We start from the raw sequence: 17,574 nt of genomic DNA on the forward strand, positions 1-17,574 counted from the left end.
TTTCTTATGGGTTGCCCTCCCACAGACCCGACGGGTCGATCGCCGTGTATGCTGGCGCCCGAACGTCACGGTCAGGAGTTCCATCATGCCGGGCAATCCAGAAGACCATCTCGACCGCCGCGACTTCATGATCGCATCGCTTGCGACGGTCGGCGCGTCGGCGGCTCTCGTGGCCAATGCCGGTGCCGCGAACGCCCAGGGCGCGGCGGCTCCTTCCGCGGGCGCGGCATCCGCGACCGTCTATACCGGCGATACGATCGCGGGGAAAAAGGTCGTCAGCGGGCTCGACGTCAACGATCTGGAGCCCGGCAGGAAGCACCTTCTGTATTTCCAGGGCGTGCAGATGCCGACCGGGCAATACTGGTACGTGTCGGTGACGGTCGCGAAAGGGGCGAAGCCGGGCAAGCGCGTCGTGCTCACCAGCGGTGTGCATGGCGACGAGATGAGCTCCGTGCAGACGGTGCAGACCGTCATGAACCAGCTCGATCCGGCGCAGATGTCCGGCACGGTGATGGCGGTCACCGATGTGTCCCGCCCGGCCCTCGAGAGCATGCAGCGCCGATGGCCCAATTTCGGCCGCGGCGCCGATCTGATCGACATGAACCGGGAATGGCCGGGTAACGAGAACGGCCTCACCGCGCCCAGCCGGCATGCCGGGCTGCTGTTCAACCGGCTGCTGCGCCCGAACGCCGACGCCGCGATCGACTTCCACACCGGAACGACCGGGTTCGAGGTCACCGCCTTCAACATCGGCGGTATGGACGTGCCGGAGGTCAAGGCGATGCTGGAGCTCTATCCGGTCGGCCAGATCTTCGACAATCACGTCTATCCCGGCGTCCTGCACAACGCATTCATGGATGTCGGCATTCCCGCCTTCACGCCGGAAATCGGAGCGGCGCGGGTGCTGGATCTGAAGATGATCCCGCTGTTCGTGGAAGGCACGATGAACGTGCTCAAGCACTATGGCATCGTGCCCGGCCCCATGGGACGCACGGGCAAGGACGTGAATGTCTTCGTCGGCAACAGCGCGTTCCCGGTCCTCGCCACCCAGGGTGGGCTCGTCGAGCATCTGGTCGGGCTCAACGACAAGGTCCAGCCCGGACAGAAGGTCGCCGTCCAGCGCGACAGCTTCGGCGCCATAGTCGCGGAATATACGAGCGGCGTCGCCGGAGAGGTGACGGGCCTGCGCAGCGACGCGATGGCCGAACCCGGCGACCCGCTGACCTTCATCCTGTTCCACAGGCCGACGCCGGAAGCTGGCGAAACCTACCCTGAGTGATCGAAAACGGTCTAGCCGGTGCGGTCGGCGGCGTTGCCGCGGATCACGAAGCCGAAGCGGTCGTGCAATATCTTGCCGGTCTCGGCGTTGCGCGGAATGTCGTCGGGCCATGTCTCGTTCGGGCCGCGCAGGCGCCCGGTGATGGCGAGCGCGCCCTCGACGCCGGGCGGGTCGACGATGGCGAAGTTCTGCGCGTCTGTCTCGCCGGCATTGGCCCAGTAGTGCATCACGTTGCGGCCGATGACGATCACCGTGCCCTTCGGGCACAGCGCCTCCTGTCCGTCGAGCGCCGCGCGCGCCAGCCCCTTGCTGATGACGAAGAACTCGCTGAGCTGGTTGTGGCCGTGCTCGCGCACGCCGCAGCCGGGGAACAGCGTCTGCATCAGCACGCCATAATGGTGCACGTTGGAGGTGAACGGCGCGAGCTTGACCTCGACGAAGCCGGCGCTGGGCTTCGCCTGCCAGTAGGACGGTCCCTCGTTCGGCAGCAGATAGACGAGCTCGCCCTTGCCCGCGTCCGGAAGCGCCGCCGCCTGCTCCCGGGAGACGAGGCCGAAGACCTTGCGCAGGGTGTCCGTGATCTCGAGCCAGAGCTGGCCGTCGAGGTCCCGCGTCATCAGGTCGGCGCGCGCCTCCGGGCTGGGGCCGAAGACGAAGCTGAACACCTGCAGCGGCGCAGCGCCGGTATTGGCCAGCGCGACATGATGCCCTTCGCCGACATGGACGAACGTGCCTTCGGGGAACGGCCTGCGCCGGCCGTTCAGCACGATCTCCCCGTCGCCTTCGAGGCCGTAGAGCATGCGGCCGGCATAGAGCGAGGCGGCAAGGTCGAGGCTGGCGCCGGGTTCGAGATCGTAGCGGACGGCAGTGAACTTGAAGTGGGTGTAGTCCCCCGGCGCCAGCTTGATCTGCGCGGTGATGCCCGGCTCAGCCAAGCGATAGGTCGTACCCTGATCGGGCAGGACGACGCCCTTCGGGCCGAAATACTGCTCCATCGCGAGATCTATGTTCACGTCCTTGCTCCATCCCACACGCCACCCCGGCAAGGGGCCGCGATCTGCTCACGCGATCTGCCCACACGCGTCTGTAAACGTTATCATCGCGTCGGGACGGGCCGACGTCTTGACCTGGATCAAGGGAGGCGAACGGCGCCGGGAGCCCGGTCGCGCCTGCGCCCTTCGTCGAGTGTTCCACGGGGCCGGAAAAGGCTCTATGAGGGCGCCATGACCGAGCGCCCCGATCCCTTCTCTCCGGACGTCCTGAAAGCCGATCCCTTCCTGCATCTCGCCGGGCGGCTGGTGCCGGGCGGGCATGTGCTGCCCGTGCGGGTCTATTACGAGGACACGGATTTCTCAGGCATCGTCTACCACGCCAACTATCTGAAGTTCATGGAGCGGGCGCGCTCCGATCATCTGCGGCTGATCGGCGTGGTGCAGGGCGAATTGTTCGGGCAGGCACAGGAGGAGGCGCCGGGCTTCGCCTTCGTGGTGCGCTCGATGACGCTCGACTTCCAGCGGCCGGCGCGGATCGACGACGTGCTGGAGGTTCACACCACCCCCGTCGAGGTCGCCGGCGCCTCGATCACGCTGTCGCAGAAGGTGATGCGCGGCGGCGAGCTCATCGTCGAGGGCAAGGTGAAGGTCGCCTTCGTGGCGCAGGGCCGCGCCCGGCGCATCCCCGATGCGCTGCGTCAGGCGATGAAGGCGGCGCAGGACGAAGCGCCGCAGGTCTGATCGCGGAGAGCCGATTCCCCCTCCCGGGCACGGCGTCATCCTGAGGTGCGAGCGAAGTTCGCCTCGAAGAAATGGCCGTCTCATACGTCAATGGCCGGGCATCTCAGGGTGACGTGGCGCCACTCGAAAGCGAATCGCCGGCCGGGGCGGGACGCCCGCGGCAACCCTGGGCGGTGGGGCGCAATCTGTTGCTGCGGTGCAACGCTAACCCGGCATTAACCCTGACGGGTGCTTAATCCTCCCGTCGCAAAGCCTGCGGCGCCAAAGTTTTGTCAGATTCCCCGCCGAACAGGAGACCGTACGGAATGGGGCGGTCTGGCGGGACGGCGGCGTGTGCCGGCTCCGCGGATTGGACGATGCCACACCTAATCATGGGCGTTGGTGAGTAGTGAGGCGTACCGGCACCGACCGGGCGATGCACCAGGCTTTGGTGTCGAGGTAAGGCCATATGAATCCCGCCGATGTCGCACAGACGGCGATCGCCGCTCCCAGTGCCGACCTTTCGCTGATCAGCCTGTTCCTGCAGGCCCATATTCTCGTCAAGCTGGTGATGGCGGGCCTCGTCGCGGCCTCCATCTGGGTCTGGGCGATCATCATCGACAAGACGCTGCTGTTCGCCCGCATGAAGCGGCAGATGGACCGCTTCGAGCAGGTGTTCTGGTCCGGCCAGAGCCTCGAGGAACTCTACCGCACGCTTTCCGCGAGCCCGCCGCACGGCATGGCGGCGATCTTCGTCGCGGCGATGCGCGAGTGGAAGCGCTCCTATGAGGGCGGCGCGCGCTCCTTCGCCGGACTGACGCAGCGGCTCGACAAGGTGATGGACGTGACCATCGCCCGCGAGGTGGAGCGGCTGGAGGCGCGGCTGCTGGTGCTGGCGACCGTCGGCTCGGCCGGCCCGTTCATCGGCCTGTTCGGTACGGTTTGGGGCATCATGACCTCGTTCCAGTCGATCGCCGCCTCGAAGAACACCAGCCTCGCAGTTGTGGCGCCGGGCATCGCCGAAGCCCTTTTCGCAACGGCAATCGGCCTCATCGCCGCCATCCCGGCGACGATTTTCTACAACAAGTTCGTGTCACAGGTTGGCCGTCTGGCGCTTCGGCTGGAGGGTTTCGCGGACGAGTTCTCCGCCATCCTCTCGCGTCAGATCGACGAGCGGGGCTGATACACGATGGGCATGTCCGGCGCAGGAGGAGGCGGTTGGCAGTCGCGGCGCTCGCGCCGTCGCGGCGGCGCGGCCGTCATGTCCGAGATCAACGTCACGCCGATGGTCGACGTGATGCTGGTGCTGCTCATCATCTTCATGGTGGCGGCGCCGCTGCTCACCGTTGGCGTGCCGCTCGACCTGCCGCAGACCGACGCCAAGGCGGTGGAGCAGGACCGCGAGCCGCTGGTCATCTCGATCAACAACAAGGGCCAGGTCTATCTGCAGGACGCCGAGATTCCGGTGGAGGAGCTGGTGCCCAAGCTGCAGGCCATCGCCAAGGCCGGCTATGAGGAGCGCATCTTCGTGCGCGGCGACCGCACGGTCGACTACGGCACGGTGATGAAGGTCATGGGCCGCCTGTCGGGCGCCGGCTTCAAGCGCGTCGCGCTGGTCTCCGAAGTCGAGCAGGGGAGCTGAGCGGAATGCGCGCCGGCCTCATCTCCTCCACCGCGCTGCACGCCGGAGTGCTCGGCTTCATGCTGGTGAGCTTCTCCTCGGCGAAGCCCTTCGATCCGACGCTGACCGAATCGATGCCGATCGACATCATCTCCGACGCCGAGCTGTCGCAGATGATGGCGGGCAAGAAGGACGCGGCGAAGGCCGAGAAGCCGAAGCCGGTGGTGGAGAAGGTCGCGCCGGAGCCGAAGCCGGTCGATAATCTGGACGACAAGATCACCGAGAAGCCCAAGATCAAGGCCGCCAACGAGCCGCCGCCTCCGCCCCCGCCGCCGCCGGAGGTGAAGCCGCCGGAGCCGAAGCCCGAGGCTGCGCCGAAGCCGCCGCAGGCCAAGGCCGATCCGGCCCCGACCGACGCCGAGGCGCTGAAGTCGAAGCCGCCGGAGCCGAAGAAGGAAGAGCCGAAGCCCGAGCAGATGGCCCAGCTTCCGCCGCCGCCCCCGATGCCGCCGAAGAAGCCGCCGCCGCCCAAGCCGGTGGTGCAGGCGCCGCCGAGCGACCAGCAGCGCGAATTCAAGCCGAACGAGATCGCGGCGCTGCTCGACAAGCGCACGCCGCAGCGTCAGGCGGCGATCGGCGACACCATCAACAACACCGCCTCGCTCGGCGCGGCGCGCGGCACCTCGGCGATGCTGTCGCAGACCGAGATCGACGCGCTGCGCGCGCGGCTGATGTCGCTGTGGAACCCCCCGGCAGGCGCCGCCAATCCGCAGGAGCTGATCGTCACCGTGCGCATCCGGCTGAACATCGACGGCACGCTTGCCGGGCCGCCGCAGGTGATGACCTCCGGCTCCAGCCCGTTCTTCATGAGCGCGCGCGAGAGCGCGGTGCGCGCGGTGTTCCGCGGTCAGCCCTTCAACATGCTCTCCCCGTCGAAATACGACGCGTGGAAGGACATCGAGATCACCTTCGATCCGCGCGAGCTGGTGCGCGGCTGAGTTTCCGTCAGTGACGATTGCCCTTCGAGATATTGGACATGAGTGACCTTTTCCGGCCCAGCCTCCCGAGCCTCCCGATCCGCGCGTTGGGCGCCCCGCTGAGCCGCCGCACGGTGCTGGCCGGAGCCGGCGCGCTGGCTGGCGCCTCGCTGATCGGCACTCGCGCCGCCAACGCGGTGCTGAAGCTCGACGTCACCCAGGGCACGGTGCAGCCGCTCCCGATCGCCATCACCGACTTCGTCGGCGGCGGCAGCGAGCAGGATGCGCAGGCCGGCAAGGGCGTGACCCAGATCATCTCGGCCGACCTGCGCCGCTCTGGCCTGTTCGCGCCGATCGACCCGGCCGCCTTCGTCGAGAAGATCACCAACCCGGATGCCTCGCCGCGCTTCCAGGACTGGCGGGTGATCAATTCGCAGGCGCTGGTCACTGGCCGCATGACCCGCCAGCCGGACGGGCGGGTGAAGGCCGAGTTCCGCCTCTGGGACGTGTTCGCCGGCCAGCAGCTCATCGGCCAGCAATATTTCACCCAGCCGGAGAACTGGCGCCGCGTCGCCCATATCATCGCCGACGCGATCTATGAGCGCCTCACCGGCGAGAAGGGCTATTTCGATACGCGCATCGTGTTCGTCGACGAGTCCGGCTCCAAGGAGAAGCGCGTGAAGCGCCTCGCCATCATGGACCAGGACGGCGCCAACGTGACCTATCTGACGCGCGGCGACGACCTGGTGCTGACCCCGCGCTTCTCGCCGACCAGCCAGGAAATCACCTACATGTCCTACGGCAAGGGCGAGCCGCGGGTCTATCTGCTCAACATCGAGACCGGGCAGCGCGAGGTGGTCGGCAACTTCCCGAACATGAGCTTCTCGCCGCGCTTCGCTCCGGACGGGCAGAAGGTGATCCTCTCCCTGCAGCAGGGCGGCAACTCGAACATCTTCGTCATGGACCTGAGGTCCAAGGCGACGACGCGGCTCACTGACACGGCGGCGATCGACACCGCGCCCTGCTATTCGCCGGACGGCGCGCGCATCGTGTTCGAGAGCGACCGCGGCGGCACCTCGCAGATTTATCTGATGGGCGCCGACGGCTCCTCGCCGACCCGCATCTCCTTCGGTGACGGGCGCTATTCGACGCCGGTGTGGTCGCCGCGCGGCGATGTCATCGCCTTCACCAAGCAGGCGCAGGGGCGGTTCGCCATCGGCATCATGCGCACCGACGGCTCGGGCGAGCGCATCCTCACCGAGGGCTACCACAATGAGGGTCCGACCTTCGCGCCGAACGGGCGCGTGATCATGTTCTTCCGCGATTCCGGCGGCGCCGGCGGCCCGCAACTCTATACGGTGGACGTCACCGGCTACAACGAGCAGCGCGTACCGACGCCCAGCTATGCGTCGGATCCGGCCTGGTCGCCGTTGCGTTCCTGAGCGGAGTGGTCTTTAAGCATTCGGAAACCATAACGAATGATTTCCCCAATACAGTGAATCTTTACGTACTGTCGTAAGATTCCGTCAAGGTTGACGGAACCTTCAATTAACCAACGAACTGCTAGACCGGGACATCCGGTCCAGGAATAGGAGTCAACCGGCATGATCCGTATGCTGAGCCTCGTGGGTGGCCTGCGCGCCGCCACCATCATCGGTGTGGCGATGCTCGCCGCGGCCTGCGCCAAGAACCCCATGGACGGCGCGGGCAAGGCGCTCGGCTCGGCTCCTCCCGGCAGCGCGCAGGAGTTCGTGGTCTCGGTCGGCGACCGCGTGTTCTTCGAGAGCGACCAGAGCGACCTTTCGGGCGACGCCCGCGCCACGCTCGACAAGCAGGCGCAGTGGCTCACCCAGTACAACCGCTACACCTTCACCATCGAAGGCCACGCGGATGAGCGCGGCACCCGCGAATACAACATCGCGCTCGGCGCCCGCCGCGCCCAGAGCGTGCGCGACTACCTGGTCTCGCGCGGCATCGACGGCAACCGGATGCGCACCATCTCCTACGGCAAGGAGCGCCCGGTGGCGGTGTGCAACGACATCTCCTGCTGGTCGCAGAACCGCCGCGCGGTCACCGTGCTCAACGGCGCCGGCTCGTAAGCCTGACCGGACCGGACCGACCGCAGCCGGCGCGCTCGACAGGGCGTGCCGGCTTCGTCGTTTTCGCGCCGGCTCCGCGTCGATCGGACAGGTCCGAAGCCACACTTTGGACGCGATCCGTCCGGTATGCTCGGGCCTGTCGCTGGGGCAGTGAATCGCCGCGCGGCCTCCGCCAAAAGACACTGGCCGTTCAAACCCCTTAGTCGCTCATGACCGTCCGCGTTCCGCGCTCCGGCGCCTCCCTGCTGGGGGCCCCCCTTCTGGCCCTTGCCATCGGCCTCGGCACCCTCGCGCCGTCCCTCGCGACGGCCCAGGGCAACCCCAACTTCTTCGGCAACCTGTTCAAGCCGCCGGGCCAGGTCGGCGGCGGCCAGGCCGCCTCGCCGGCCGTCGGCGGCGAGGATCCGGGCGAGCTCACCACCCGCATCGACCGGCTGGAGAACCAGCTCAGGCAGATGACCGGCCAGCTCGAACAGCTCCAGTACCGCAACCAGCAGCTCGAACAGCAGGTCAAGCGCTTCCAGGAGGAATTCGACTACCGCATGGGCGGGGCAGGGGGCGGCGCCTCGCCGGCACCGCGCGCCAATCCCGCGCCGGCGCCATCGGGCGGCACGCCCTCGATCATGGCGCCGCCCGTCGCGCCGGGCGGTCCCGCGCCGGCCAAGCGCTCCGACGCCTTCGACCCGAACGCGCAGCCGGCCGCCCCCGGGGCGCCGCGCCCGCTCGGCACCACGCCGCCGTCCGAGCCGGTCAATGCCGGCGCGCCGGGCGCGCCGATGGACCTCGGCAGCGGTGCGCCGGCCGGCGCGCCCTCCGGCGGCACGCAGGTCGCCACCCTGCCGCCGTCGAACAGCCCGAAGGACATGTACGACCTCGCTTATGGCTATGTGCTGCGGCAGGACTACGTGCAGGCGACCCGCGAGTTCGAGACCTTCGTGCAGCAGTACCCGACCGATCGGGCGGCGCCCGACGCCTATTACTGGCTCGGCGAATCCAACTATCAGCGCCAGCTCTACAAAGAGGCGGCGCAGAGCTTCCTGAAGGTGTCGACCGACTATCCCAACGCGGTGAAGGCGCCGGACGCGCTGCTGCGGCTCGGCCAGTCGCTAGCCGCCATCGGCGAGAAGGACGCGGCCTGCGCCACCTTCAACGCGATCGGCAATAAATATCCGCGCGCCTCCGCCACCGTCCGGCAGGGCGTCGAGCGGGAACAGAAGCGTGTGCGCTGCTGAGGCAGCTCCCGCCGCCGCCGCGGCCGTCGAGGCGGCGCGGCTCGACGCGCTGTTCCGTCCGTTCGAGGACCATGCGGGCGTGCTGCTCGCCGTCTCGGGCGGGCCGGATTCCACCGCTCTCCTTCTCCTCGCCGCGCGCTGGCGCACCGCACGGGCGGATGGCCCGGCTCTTTACGTCGCGACCGTCGACCATGGCCTGCGCGCCGGGGCGCGGGCGGAAGCCGAGGCGGTCGGCACCCTCGCGGCCCGGCTCGGCATGCCGCACGCCATCCTGGACTGGGAGGGCGAGAAGCCTATGAGCGGGCTTCAGGAGGCGGCGCGGGACGCGCGCTATGCCTTGCTGGCGGACCATGCCCACACGGTCGGCGCCAGCGCGATCGCCACCGCCCACACCGCCGACGACCAGGCCGAGACGGTGCTGTTCCGCCTGCTGCGTGGCTCCGGCCTCGCCGGGCTCGCCGGCATTCCGGCCGCCCGGCCGCTCGACGGGCTGACGCTGCTGCGCCCGCTGCTCGGCATCGGCAAGGCCGAGCTGACCGCCACCTGCCGGGCGGCCGGCATCGCCTTCGCCGAGGACCCCTCGAACCGCGACGAACGCTTCGCCCGGGTGCGGCTGCGTGCCTCGCTGCTGCCGGCGCTCGCCGCCGCCGGGCTCGACGCGGACGGATTCGCGCGGCTCGCCGAGCGCATGGCGCGCGCCGACGCGGCGCTGGAGGCGGCGACCGATGCCGCCGCCGCGCGGCTGCTGGCGGAGGGGCCGGTCTTTCGGCTGCCGCGCGCGGCCTTCGCGGAGCTGCCGGCCGAGATCGCGCTGCGCCTGCTCGGCCGGGCGATCGACCGGGTCGGCAGGGAAGGGCCGGTCGAGCTCGGCAAGCTGGAGGCGCTGCACCGCTGGATCGCCGAGGAGCATGCCGCAGGCGGTGCGGCGGCCTCCCGAGCCCCCGCGCGGACCCTTGCCGGCGCTGTGGTCCGGCTCGGGCCGAAGGCGTTGACCGTTGGCCCGGCGCCGGCCCGGCGGGCGCCGGCCAGCGCATCTTTCGTTCATGCTGACGCGAAATTGCGCACCGCCGGGGCGCCGCGGACATTGCGGCATCTTGGCAAGGATCAAGGCGGGACCTAAATTACGGTGGGAAAACAGGTGGCCGTCAGCGCCGGCGGCACCGCGTCGGGAGCAGAATTCCGACGCCGAAAGGACAATGATGAACGCCAATATCCGGAATTTCGCCCTCTGGGTGATCATCGTTCTCTTGCTGTTGGCGCTGTTCTCGCTGTTCCAGAATCCGGGCCAGCGGCAGGCAAGCAATGACGTCAGCTTCTCGCAGCTGCTGAACGAGGTCGATCAGGGCCGCGTGCGCGACGTGCTGATCCAGGGCCCGGAGATTTCCGGCACCTTCACGGATGGGCGCACCTTCCAGACCTATGCGCCGAACGATCCCTCGCTGGTGCAGCGCCTCTATGGCAAGGGCGTCTCGATCACCGCGAAGCCGCTGCAGGACAACGTCCCGTGGTTCGTCAGCCTGCTGATCAACTGGCTGCCCTTCATCGCGCTGATCGGCGTGTGGATCTTCCTGTCCCGCCAGATGCAGGGCGCCGGCGGCAAGGCGATGGGCTTCGGCAAGAGCCGCGCCAAGCTGCTGACCGAGGCGCATGGGCGCGTCACCTTCGAGGACGTCGCCGGCATCGACGAGGCCAAGAGCGACCTCACCGAGATCGTGGAGTTCCTGCGTGATCCGCAGAAGTTCCAGCGGCTCGGCGGGCGCATCCCGCGCGGCGTGCTCCTCGTCGGCCCGCCCGGCACCGGCAAGACGCTGCTCGCCCGCGCCATCGCCGGCGAGGCGAACGTGCCGTTCTTCACCATCTCCGGCTCGGACTTCGTCGAGATGTTCGTCGGCGTCGGCGCGTCCCGCGTGCGCGACATGTTCGAGCAGGCGAAGAAGAACGCGCCGTGCATCATCTTCATCGACGAGATCGACGCGGTCGGCCGCCATCGCGGCGCCGGCCTCGGTGGCGGCAATGACGAGCGCGAGCAGACGCTGAACCAGCTCCTCGTCGAGATGGACGGCTTCGAGGCGAATGAGGGCATCATCCTCATCGCCGCGACCAACCGCCCGGACGTGCTCGACCCGGCGCTGCTGCGTCCCGGCCGCTTCGACCGCCAGGTCATCGTTCCGAATCCGGACGTGGTCGGCCGCGAGCAGATCCTGAAAGTTCATGCCCGCAAGATCCCGGTGGCGCCGGACGTGAACCTCAAGGTGATCGCCCGCGGCACCCCCGGCTTCTCCGGCGCGGACCTCGCCAACCTCTGCAACGAGGCGGCGCTGATGGCGGCCCGGCGCAACAAGCGCATGGTCACCATGAGCGAGTTCGAGGACGCCAAGGACAAGGTGATGATGGGCGCCGAGCGCCGCTCGCTGGTCATGACCGAGGACGAGAAGCTGCTCACCGCCTATCACGAGGGTGGCCACGCCATCGTCGCGCTGAAGGTGCCGGCCACCGATCCGGTGCACAAGGCGACCATCATCCCGCGCGGACGCGCGCTCGGCATGGTCATGCAGCTTCCCGAGCGGGACAAGCTCTCCATGTCCTACGAGCAGATGACCTCGCGGCTCGCCATCATGATGGGCGGGCGCGTGGCTGAGGAGCTGATCTTCGGCCACGACAAGGTGACCTCCGGCGCCGCTTCCGACATCGAGCAGGCCACCCGCCTCGCCCGCATGATGGTCACGCGCTGGGGCTTCTCCGACAAGCTCGGCCAGGTCGCCTATGGCGAGAACAATGACGAGGTGTTCCTCGGCATGTCGATGCAGCGCCAGCAGAACGTCTCGGAAGCCACCGCGCAGACCATCGACAGCGAAGTGCGCCGTCTGGTCGATGACGGCTATGCCGAGGCGACGCGCATCCTGACCGAGAACAAGGACCAGCTCGAGGCGCTGGCGCGTGGCCTGCTCGAATATGAGACGCTGTCCGGCGACGAGATCATCGGCCTGCTGGACGGCAACGCTCCGGTGCGCGACACCACGATCGAGCCCGCCAATGTGCGCGGCTCGGTAGTGCCGACCGCCGGCAAGAACCGCCCGCGCCCCGACACCGGCATGGAGCCGCAGCCGCAGGCGTGAGGCCCCCCTCACCGTGACGAGACGCCCGCCGCAAGGCGGGCGTTTTCGTTTGGGGGGCTTGCATTCCGTCATCCCGGACGGCCGCAGGCCGATCCGGGATCGCGTGCCGAACCGGAGAGCGATCCCGGCTCTCCGGCTTCGCCTCCGGCCGGGATGACGGCGGATGATGGGCGGACTTAGCCCTTCGCCCTCTCCTTGCGCTCCTCGCCCTTCTTCCCGTCGTCCTTCTTCGCGTCGTCCTTACCGCGCTCCTTCGGCCGCTCGCGATTGGTGAAGCGCGCATTGCCGAGGCCGGTGCCGATGGTCAGCACGCCCCAGCGCTCGACATCCTGCATGAAGGGCACCTCGCTGAGGCCCTGCACCACGGCGTCGTTGTGCATCAGCGCCAGCGTCTCCTCGTCGCCGATGGCCGGGATCGCCTCGCGCAGCGCCTCGGGCAGGTTGAAGCGGCGGCTCTCCCAGTTGCCCGGCAGGTTCTGCGCGCCGGCCTCGATGGTGCCTTCGGGGGTGATGAAGCCGGGGCAGCCGATGCCGATGAAGGGGGCGAGGCGCAGCTCGCGCTTGCGGGCGTAGCCGACCAGCTCCTTGAGCATCTCGACGAGCCGCGCGACCGCGGCGTCGCGATCGAGCTTCTCCTCGTCGGCATGGCGCCAGACCTCGCTGGCCTTCACCGCCGCGCTGGAGAGGTCCGGGTTCTTCTTGAGGTTCAGCTCGACGAGGCCGGCGCGGATGTTGCTGCCGCCGATGTCGACGCCGAGGATGCTGTCGTGGCCCTTGAACATCCAGCTCGGCGCCAGATGGATGGTGCCGACGATGCCGGCCTCGTCCGGATCGTGGCGGATCGGGCGCAGCTCGACCGGGTTGTCCGCCTCGCGCAGCAGCAGCTCGGTGCGGGCGACGGCGATCTCGGCGAAGCGGGAGGCGCGCAAGCCCCCGCCGATGGCGATGCGCTCCGTGTCCTTCCATTCCTTGGTGCGCAGCAGCCGGCGGATGACGGCGGCCAGCGCCTGCGCATAGTCCTCCGTCGCGCTCATCACCAGAGCCTGCCCGGCCGGCGAGCCGTTCTTGAGCGTGCGGTCGATCTCCTTCTTGGAGATCTCCGCCGTCTCCTGCTCCCCGAACGGGTCCTCGCCCGCCTCGGCCATCACGTCGCGCCAGGCCTCGAAGGCGGTGAAGAAGGCCGAGCGCTTCGCCTTGTCGCCGACGAAGCCGTCCTCGTCGCGCAGCTCGCTGTTGTAGCCGTCGACGCTCACCGCCGGCAGGCGGGCGGCGCCGTGCCCGGCGATGGCGGGAGCGGTGGGGCGGGTCTTCGTCGTCATGGGTTCTCCCCCGGCGGTATCGGAGGAGACAACGGGCGGGAGCGGCGATTGTTTCCCCCGCCATGCGGCGCCGTCGCGGAAAAGGCTCCAACTTATGGAGATGGAGCCCTTTCCGAACGGGTGATTCCACCTGATCGGAAAGGGCCCTAAAAGCGGGGGATTAACCCTCGCCGCCGACAGTTCGAATTTTCGCCAAATGTGCTGGTAATGTACGTTCACGATATGTGAACACTCCCATGCACGGGATGCGCGTAGAACATGCGCGGTATTCGACCGAATCGGACCTGGACATGACGCGGAAATTTTTCGGGACGGACGGCATTCGCGGCCGTGCCAACGGGGTGATCACGCCGGAGCTGGCGCTGCGCGTCGGCATGGCGGCGGGGCTCGTCTTCCAGCGCGGCGAGTACCGCCACCGGGTCGTGATCGGCAAGGACACGCGCCTGTCCGGCTACATGATCGAGAACGCGCTGGTCGCCGGCTTCACCTCGGTCGGCATGGACGTGCTGCTGCTCGGCCCGATGCCGACGCCGGCGGTCGCCATGCTCACCCATTCCATGCGCTGCGACATCGGGGTGATGATCTCCGCCTCGCACAACCCCTATGACGACAACGGCATCAAGCTGTTCGGGCCGGACGGCTACAAGCTCTCCGATGCCATCGAGAGCGAGATCGAGGCGCTGATGTCCGGCGACCTCTCGAGCCGCCTCGCCAAGCCGGCCGACATCGGCCGCGCCAAGCGCATCGAGAGCGTGCATGCGCGCTACATCGAGTTTGCCAAGCGCACGCTGCCGCGCAACCAGTCCTTCGACGGCATCCGCGTGGTGGTGGACTGCGCCAATGGCGCGGCCTATCGCGTCGCGCCCGAAGCGCTGTGGGAGCTCGGCTGCGAGGTGGTCACCATCGGCGACACGCCGGACGGCTTCAACATCAACCGCGACGTCGGCTCGACCGCGCCGGAGGCGCTGGCGGCCAAGGTGCGCGAGGTGCGCGCCGATATCGGCATCGCGCTCGACGGCGACGCCGACCGGGTGCTGATCGTCGACGAGAAGGGCCATCTGGTCGACGGCGACCAGCTCATGGCGGTGGTGGCCGAGAGCTTCAAGCAGGATGGACGGCTCACCCGCGACGGTGTGGTGGCGACCGTCATGTCCAATCTCGGGCTGGAGCGCCACCTCGCCGCGCTCGGCCTGTCGCTCGCCCGCACGCCGGTCGGCGACCGCTACGTGCTCGAGCACATGCGCACCCACGGCTACAATGTCGGCGGCGAGCAGTCCGGCCACATCATTCTCTCCGACTATTCCACCACCGGCGACGGCCTCGTCGCCGCGCTGCAGGTGCTGGCGGTGGTGCAGCGCATGGCCCGGCCGGTGTCGGAGGTGTGCCATCGCTTCGACCCGCTGCCGCAGATCCTCAAGAACGTGCGCTACAGAAGTGGCCGCCCGCTGGAGGACGACGAGGTGCGCCGCGCCATCGCCGCTGGCGAGCAGAAGCTCAACAATCACGGCCGCCTGCTGATCCGCCCCTCCGGCACCGAGCCGGTGATCCGGGTGATGGGCGAGGGCGACGACCGCGAGCTGGTCGAGTCGGTGGTCAACGACATCGTCGAGGCGGTCGGCCTGGCGGCGGCGTGAGGGGACCGGTCGGTCCCTTTCGCGGCGGGTGCCTAAATCCCCTCCGGCGCTTCCTTTGTTCCTTCCCCACACGCCGTCCTTCGTCACTTCTGTCGCTCCCCACGCGCCGTCATGCCCGGACGTGATCCGGGCATCCGCGCGGGTGTGCAGGTGGGAAGGAAGGCGTGGACCCGGAGCGGGTGGCGGCAGAGCGACCTCGTCATGCTGAGGTGCCGGCCGTCAGGCCGGCCTCGAAGCACGCAGGCGGGTGCCGCGAGCCAAAGGCCAGTGCCCTGCATCCACCGCCTGCGTCCTTCGAGACTCGCTGCCGCGAGCACCTCAGGATGACGAGGGGCGGGGTGGCAGGGGTATTCCGTCCTTCTCCACACGCGCTTATCACCCCGCACGCCGTCATGCCCGGACGTGATCCGGGCATCCACGCAGTGCCCGAGCACTCCGATCATAGGAATTATTTCCTTGATCTTTGCCTGCGACGCTGCCATCCTTCTCCCACCTCGTCCTTCCTGAAGGGGCGCAACCGGAGCGGCCGATGGCGCGGGGCGGGGTGCGGTGGCCTCCTCGTGCGGAGTAACGCACCACGCGATGAGGCGGCCCAAGCCGTACGTTCCCGGCTCGCTCCACCGTGAGCCACAGATTGGGCGGGAGGCTGGTCGCTGCGACAGGTGGTCCGCAAGGACCGCCATCGGGCGAACGGCTCCGTCCCGCAGCGGAGGATAGCAAGGGTCAGTCCTCCGGGGGCCGTGCGGAGCAAGCCTATAAACGCCGCGTGCGGGGCGCCGGAGACCGGCGCATCGGACGATTGACGACCAGTCTGCACCACCTTTCATCACCCGGTGCAGGCGATCGGCCGGAGCGGTCCGGCCCGGTGCCCCGCGCGCCCTTCATTTCAGGGCGAGAACGCAAGGTGCCTCATCCACACCCCCGGCCCGGTCAGGGCGCGGGGCGATTGGTGCTGGGGGAGGGGTTCCGATGGAACCGCCAGCTTGCGGCGGCATTGTCTTACCGGAGCGTGATCTGCCGGGAGCGTGACATGACGCGTCGGCTGGTGATTGGCCTGGTACGTCGCATGATATTTGGCCTGATGTCTGGCCCGGCGCCCGGCCTTTTGCTGCTCGCCGCCGTGCCGGCCTTCGGCCACGACGCGCCGAGCGGCTGGAGCTATGCGGTCGCGTGCTGCGACAACAAGGACTGCCGGCCGACCGTGCCCGGCGAGATCGAGGCCACGCGGCTCGGCTACAAGGTGCGCGACAGCGGCGAGCTGATCCCCTATTCGGACCGCCGCATCAAGCCGTCCGGCGACGGCGGCATGCACCGCTGTTCCTATGGCGGCTTCCCGGCGGCCGGGACGATCTGCCTCTATGTGCCGGCCGGCTCGTGATGTCGTGCGGGATCAGCCGTCCAGCCGGCGCAGCAGGCCGCGATAGATCTCGTCGTCGTCGCACAGCCCGGCGAGGCGGCCGAGATTGTCGACGAGGAGGATCGGCAGGTCGGTGTGGCGCTTGAGCTCGATCGCCGCCTTCAGGCGCAGATCGACCGGCGCGACGATGGCGTCGCAATCCTGCGCCAGCTTGTCGTCGATGCGGCCGACATCGCCGTCGGCCACCGCGAGCAGGCCCTCGCGCCCGTCGAGGTCGAGCGCGACGGGGCGGCCCTCACCGTCGACCTTCACCTTCACCCGGCCGTGCTTGTCGAGCACGACAGCGTCGCCGTCACGCTTCAGGGCTGCGGCCGGACGCATCACCGCGGTGCCGCGCAGCACGTTGAGCGGGTTCATGTGCTTCACGAACTCGGCGACATAGGCGTTGGCGGGGCGCAAGAGGATGTCCTCCGCCGTGCCGGCCTGCACGATGCGCCCGCCCTCCATGATGGCGATGGTGTTGCCGAGCTTGAGCGCCTCGTCGAGGTCGTGGCTGACGAAGACGATGGTCTTGTGGATGCGCTTCTGCAGGTCGAGCAGTTCGTCCTGCAGCTTGTCGCGGATCAGCGGATCGAGCGCCGAGAAGGGCTCGTCCATCAAGAGGATGTCGGCGTCGGTGGCGAAGGCCCGGGCGAGGCCGACGCGCTGCTGCATGCCGCCGGAGAGCTCGTTGGTGTATTTCTCGGCCCAGTTGGTGAGGCCGACCATGGCGAGCTTCTCGTCGACGATGCGGTTCTTCTCCGCCGTCGGCGTGCCGCGCAGCTCGAGGCCGAAACCGACATTGTCGCGCACCGTGCGCCAGGGCAGCAGGCCGAACTGCTGGAACACCATGGAGACGGTGTGCATGCGGATGTCGCGCAGCGTGTCCTCGTCGCAATGGGCGACGTCGACCGCCTTGCCCTCGTGCTCGACGATGACCTCGCCGCGCGCCACCTCGTTCAGCCGGTTGATGGCGCGCAGGATCGTCGACTTGCCGGAGCCGGACAGGCCCATCAGCACGCAGATCTGCCCGCGTTCGATGGCAAGGCTCACCCCCGCCGCGCCCAGCACGGCGCCGGTCTCGCGCAGGATCTCCTCGCGGGTCTTGCCCTGGTCGATGAGGGCGAGCGCCTTCTTCTGCTCGGATCCGAAGACGATGTCGATGTTGCGGAACTCCACGGCGGACATG

The 17,574-nt window shown here is 68.5% G+C and carries 15 protein-coding genes; 12 read left to right on the forward strand and 3 right to left on the reverse strand.

Annotated features, from left to right (window positions below; translation table 11 throughout):
• Positions 1–85: 85 nt before the first annotated feature.
• Positions 86–1,279 (forward strand): M14 family metallopeptidase, encoded by a 1,194-nt coding sequence (locus U742_RS0111805; RefSeq protein WP_029353234.1) that lies wholly within the window; start codon positions 86–88, stop codon positions 1,277–1,279.
• A gap of 11 nt (positions 1,280–1,290) precedes the next feature.
• Here the strand turns inward: U742_RS0111805 and U742_RS22515 are convergent, their stop codons facing one another.
• Complete coding sequence (locus U742_RS22515; protein ID WP_156034208.1) at positions 1,291–2,292, reverse strand: cupin domain-containing protein; 1,002 nt, start codon at positions 2,290–2,292, stop codon at positions 1,291–1,293.
• Positions 2,293–2,502: 210 nt separating this feature from the next.
• On the opposite strand from U742_RS22515, the gene ybgC reads away from it, so the two are divergent.
• From ybgC to ftsH, 9 genes are all read left to right on the forward strand, one after another.
• A complete protein-coding gene (ybgC, locus tag U742_RS0111815; protein WP_029353238.1) occupies positions 2,503–3,012 on the forward strand; it encodes a tol-pal system-associated acyl-CoA thioesterase in 510 nt (169 codons plus the stop codon).
• Between the two features lie 448 nt (positions 3,013–3,460).
• Entirely contained in the window at positions 3,461–4,174 is a 714-nt protein-coding gene (tolQ, locus tag U742_RS0111820; RefSeq protein WP_029353239.1) for a protein TolQ, read from the forward strand.
• A gap of 6 nt (positions 4,175–4,180) precedes the next feature.
• Positions 4,181–4,633, forward strand: coding sequence for a protein TolR (tolR, locus tag U742_RS0111825; RefSeq protein ID WP_029353241.1), 453 nt, complete (start codon positions 4,181–4,183; stop codon positions 4,631–4,633).
• Between the two features lie 5 nt (positions 4,634–4,638).
• Positions 4,639–5,610 (forward strand): energy transducer TonB, encoded by a 972-nt coding sequence (locus U742_RS0111830; RefSeq protein WP_029353243.1) that lies wholly within the window; start codon positions 4,639–4,641, stop codon positions 5,608–5,610.
• A 38-nt stretch (positions 5,611–5,648) separates the two neighbouring features.
• The gene (gene tolB, locus U742_RS0111835; RefSeq protein ID WP_051661101.1) at positions 5,649–7,031 is read left to right on the forward strand and encodes a Tol-Pal system beta propeller repeat protein TolB; all 1,383 of its coding nucleotides are present in this window, start codon (positions 5,649–5,651) and stop codon (positions 7,029–7,031) included.
• A 162-nt stretch (positions 7,032–7,193) separates the two neighbouring features.
• The gene (pal, locus tag U742_RS0111840) at positions 7,194–7,688 is read left to right on the forward strand and encodes a peptidoglycan-associated lipoprotein Pal (protein ID WP_029353247.1); all 495 of its coding nucleotides are present in this window, start codon (positions 7,194–7,196) and stop codon (positions 7,686–7,688) included.
• A 209-nt stretch (positions 7,689–7,897) separates the two neighbouring features.
• Positions 7,898–8,920, forward strand: coding sequence for a tol-pal system protein YbgF (ybgF, locus tag U742_RS0111845; RefSeq protein WP_029353249.1), 1,023 nt, complete (start codon positions 7,898–7,900; stop codon positions 8,918–8,920).
• On the forward strand, positions 8,907–10,040 hold the full coding sequence (gene tilS, locus U742_RS0111850; RefSeq protein ID WP_081852965.1) for a tRNA lysidine(34) synthetase TilS: 1,134 nt from the start codon (positions 8,907–8,909) through the stop codon (positions 10,038–10,040). Before ybgF ends, tilS begins: the two co-directional genes overlap by 14 nt.
• 79 nt (positions 10,041–10,119) lie before the next feature.
• On the forward strand, positions 10,120–12,036 hold the full coding sequence (ftsH, locus tag U742_RS0111855) for an ATP-dependent zinc metalloprotease FtsH (protein WP_029353253.1): 1,917 nt from the start codon (positions 10,120–10,122) through the stop codon (positions 12,034–12,036).
• 176 nt (positions 12,037–12,212) lie between these two features.
• On the opposite strand, the gene U742_RS0111860 is transcribed toward ftsH, so the two are convergent.
• Complete coding sequence (locus tag U742_RS0111860; protein WP_029353255.1) at positions 12,213–13,355, reverse strand: ROK family protein; 1,143 nt, start codon at positions 13,353–13,355, stop codon at positions 12,213–12,215.
• A 290-nt stretch (positions 13,356–13,645) separates the two neighbouring features.
• Here U742_RS0111860 and glmM point away from each other — a divergent pair, with 290 nt between their 5' ends.
• Positions 13,646–14,989 carry a phosphoglucosamine mutase gene (gene glmM, locus U742_RS0111865; protein ID WP_029353257.1) on the forward strand — a complete coding sequence of 448 codons (1,344 nt, stop codon included), beginning with the start codon at positions 13,646–13,648 and terminating at the stop codon, positions 14,987–14,989.
• 1,081 nt (positions 14,990–16,070) lie between these two features.
• On the forward strand, positions 16,071–16,367 hold the full coding sequence (locus U742_RS0111870) for a hypothetical protein (RefSeq protein WP_156034209.1): 297 nt from the start codon (positions 16,071–16,073) through the stop codon (positions 16,365–16,367).
• A 12-nt stretch (positions 16,368–16,379) separates the two neighbouring features.
• Here the strand turns inward: U742_RS0111870 and choV are convergent, their stop codons facing one another.
• A complete protein-coding gene (gene choV / locus U742_RS0111875; RefSeq protein WP_029353260.1) occupies positions 16,380–17,573 on the reverse strand; it encodes a choline ABC transporter ATP-binding protein in 1,194 nt (397 codons plus the stop codon).
• Between the last annotated feature and the right edge of the window lies 1 nt (position 17,574).

It is taken from the genome of Allobosea sp. 117, assembly GCF_000702305.1.
GTDB lineage: Bacteria > Pseudomonadota > Alphaproteobacteria > Rhizobiales > Xanthobacteraceae > Ancylobacter.

What these genes read in the sequence shown, in the direction of transcription:
- glmM (WP_029353257.1), top strand. Translation starts at nt 13,646, where the DNA reads ATGACGCGGAAATTTTTCGGGACGGACGGCATTCGCGGCCGTGCCAAC.
- tolR (WP_029353241.1), top strand. Translation starts at nt 4,181, where the DNA reads ATGGGCATGTCCGGCGCAGGAGGAGGCGGTTGGCAGTCGCGGCGCTCG.
- ybgC (WP_029353238.1), top strand. Translation starts at nt 2,503, where the DNA reads ATGACCGAGCGCCCCGATCCCTTCTCTCCGGACGTCCTGAAAGCCGAT.
- U742_RS0111805 (WP_029353234.1), top strand. Translation starts at nt 86, where the DNA reads ATGCCGGGCAATCCAGAAGACCATCTCGACCGCCGCGACTTCATGATC.
- U742_RS0111830 (WP_029353243.1), top strand. Translation starts at nt 4,639, where the DNA reads ATGCGCGCCGGCCTCATCTCCTCCACCGCGCTGCACGCCGGAGTGCTC.
- pal (WP_029353247.1), top strand. Translation starts at nt 7,194, where the DNA reads ATGATCCGTATGCTGAGCCTCGTGGGTGGCCTGCGCGCCGCCACCATC.
- ybgF (WP_029353249.1), top strand. Translation starts at nt 7,898, where the DNA reads ATGACCGTCCGCGTTCCGCGCTCCGGCGCCTCCCTGCTGGGGGCCCCC.
- choV (WP_029353260.1), bottom strand. Translation starts at nt 17,573, where the DNA reads ATGTCCGCCGTGGAGTTCCGCAACATCGACATCGTCTTCGGATCCGAG.
- U742_RS0111870 (WP_156034209.1), top strand. Translation starts at nt 16,071, where the DNA reads ATGTCTGGCCCGGCGCCCGGCCTTTTGCTGCTCGCCGCCGTGCCGGCC.
- ftsH (WP_029353253.1), top strand. Translation starts at nt 10,120, where the DNA reads ATGAACGCCAATATCCGGAATTTCGCCCTCTGGGTGATCATCGTTCTC.
- tolB (WP_051661101.1), top strand. Translation starts at nt 5,649, where the DNA reads ATGAGTGACCTTTTCCGGCCCAGCCTCCCGAGCCTCCCGATCCGCGCG.
- U742_RS0111860 (WP_029353255.1), bottom strand. Translation starts at nt 13,355, where the DNA reads ATGACGACGAAGACCCGCCCCACCGCTCCCGCCATCGCCGGGCACGGC.
- tolQ (WP_029353239.1), top strand. Translation starts at nt 3,461, where the DNA reads ATGAATCCCGCCGATGTCGCACAGACGGCGATCGCCGCTCCCAGTGCC.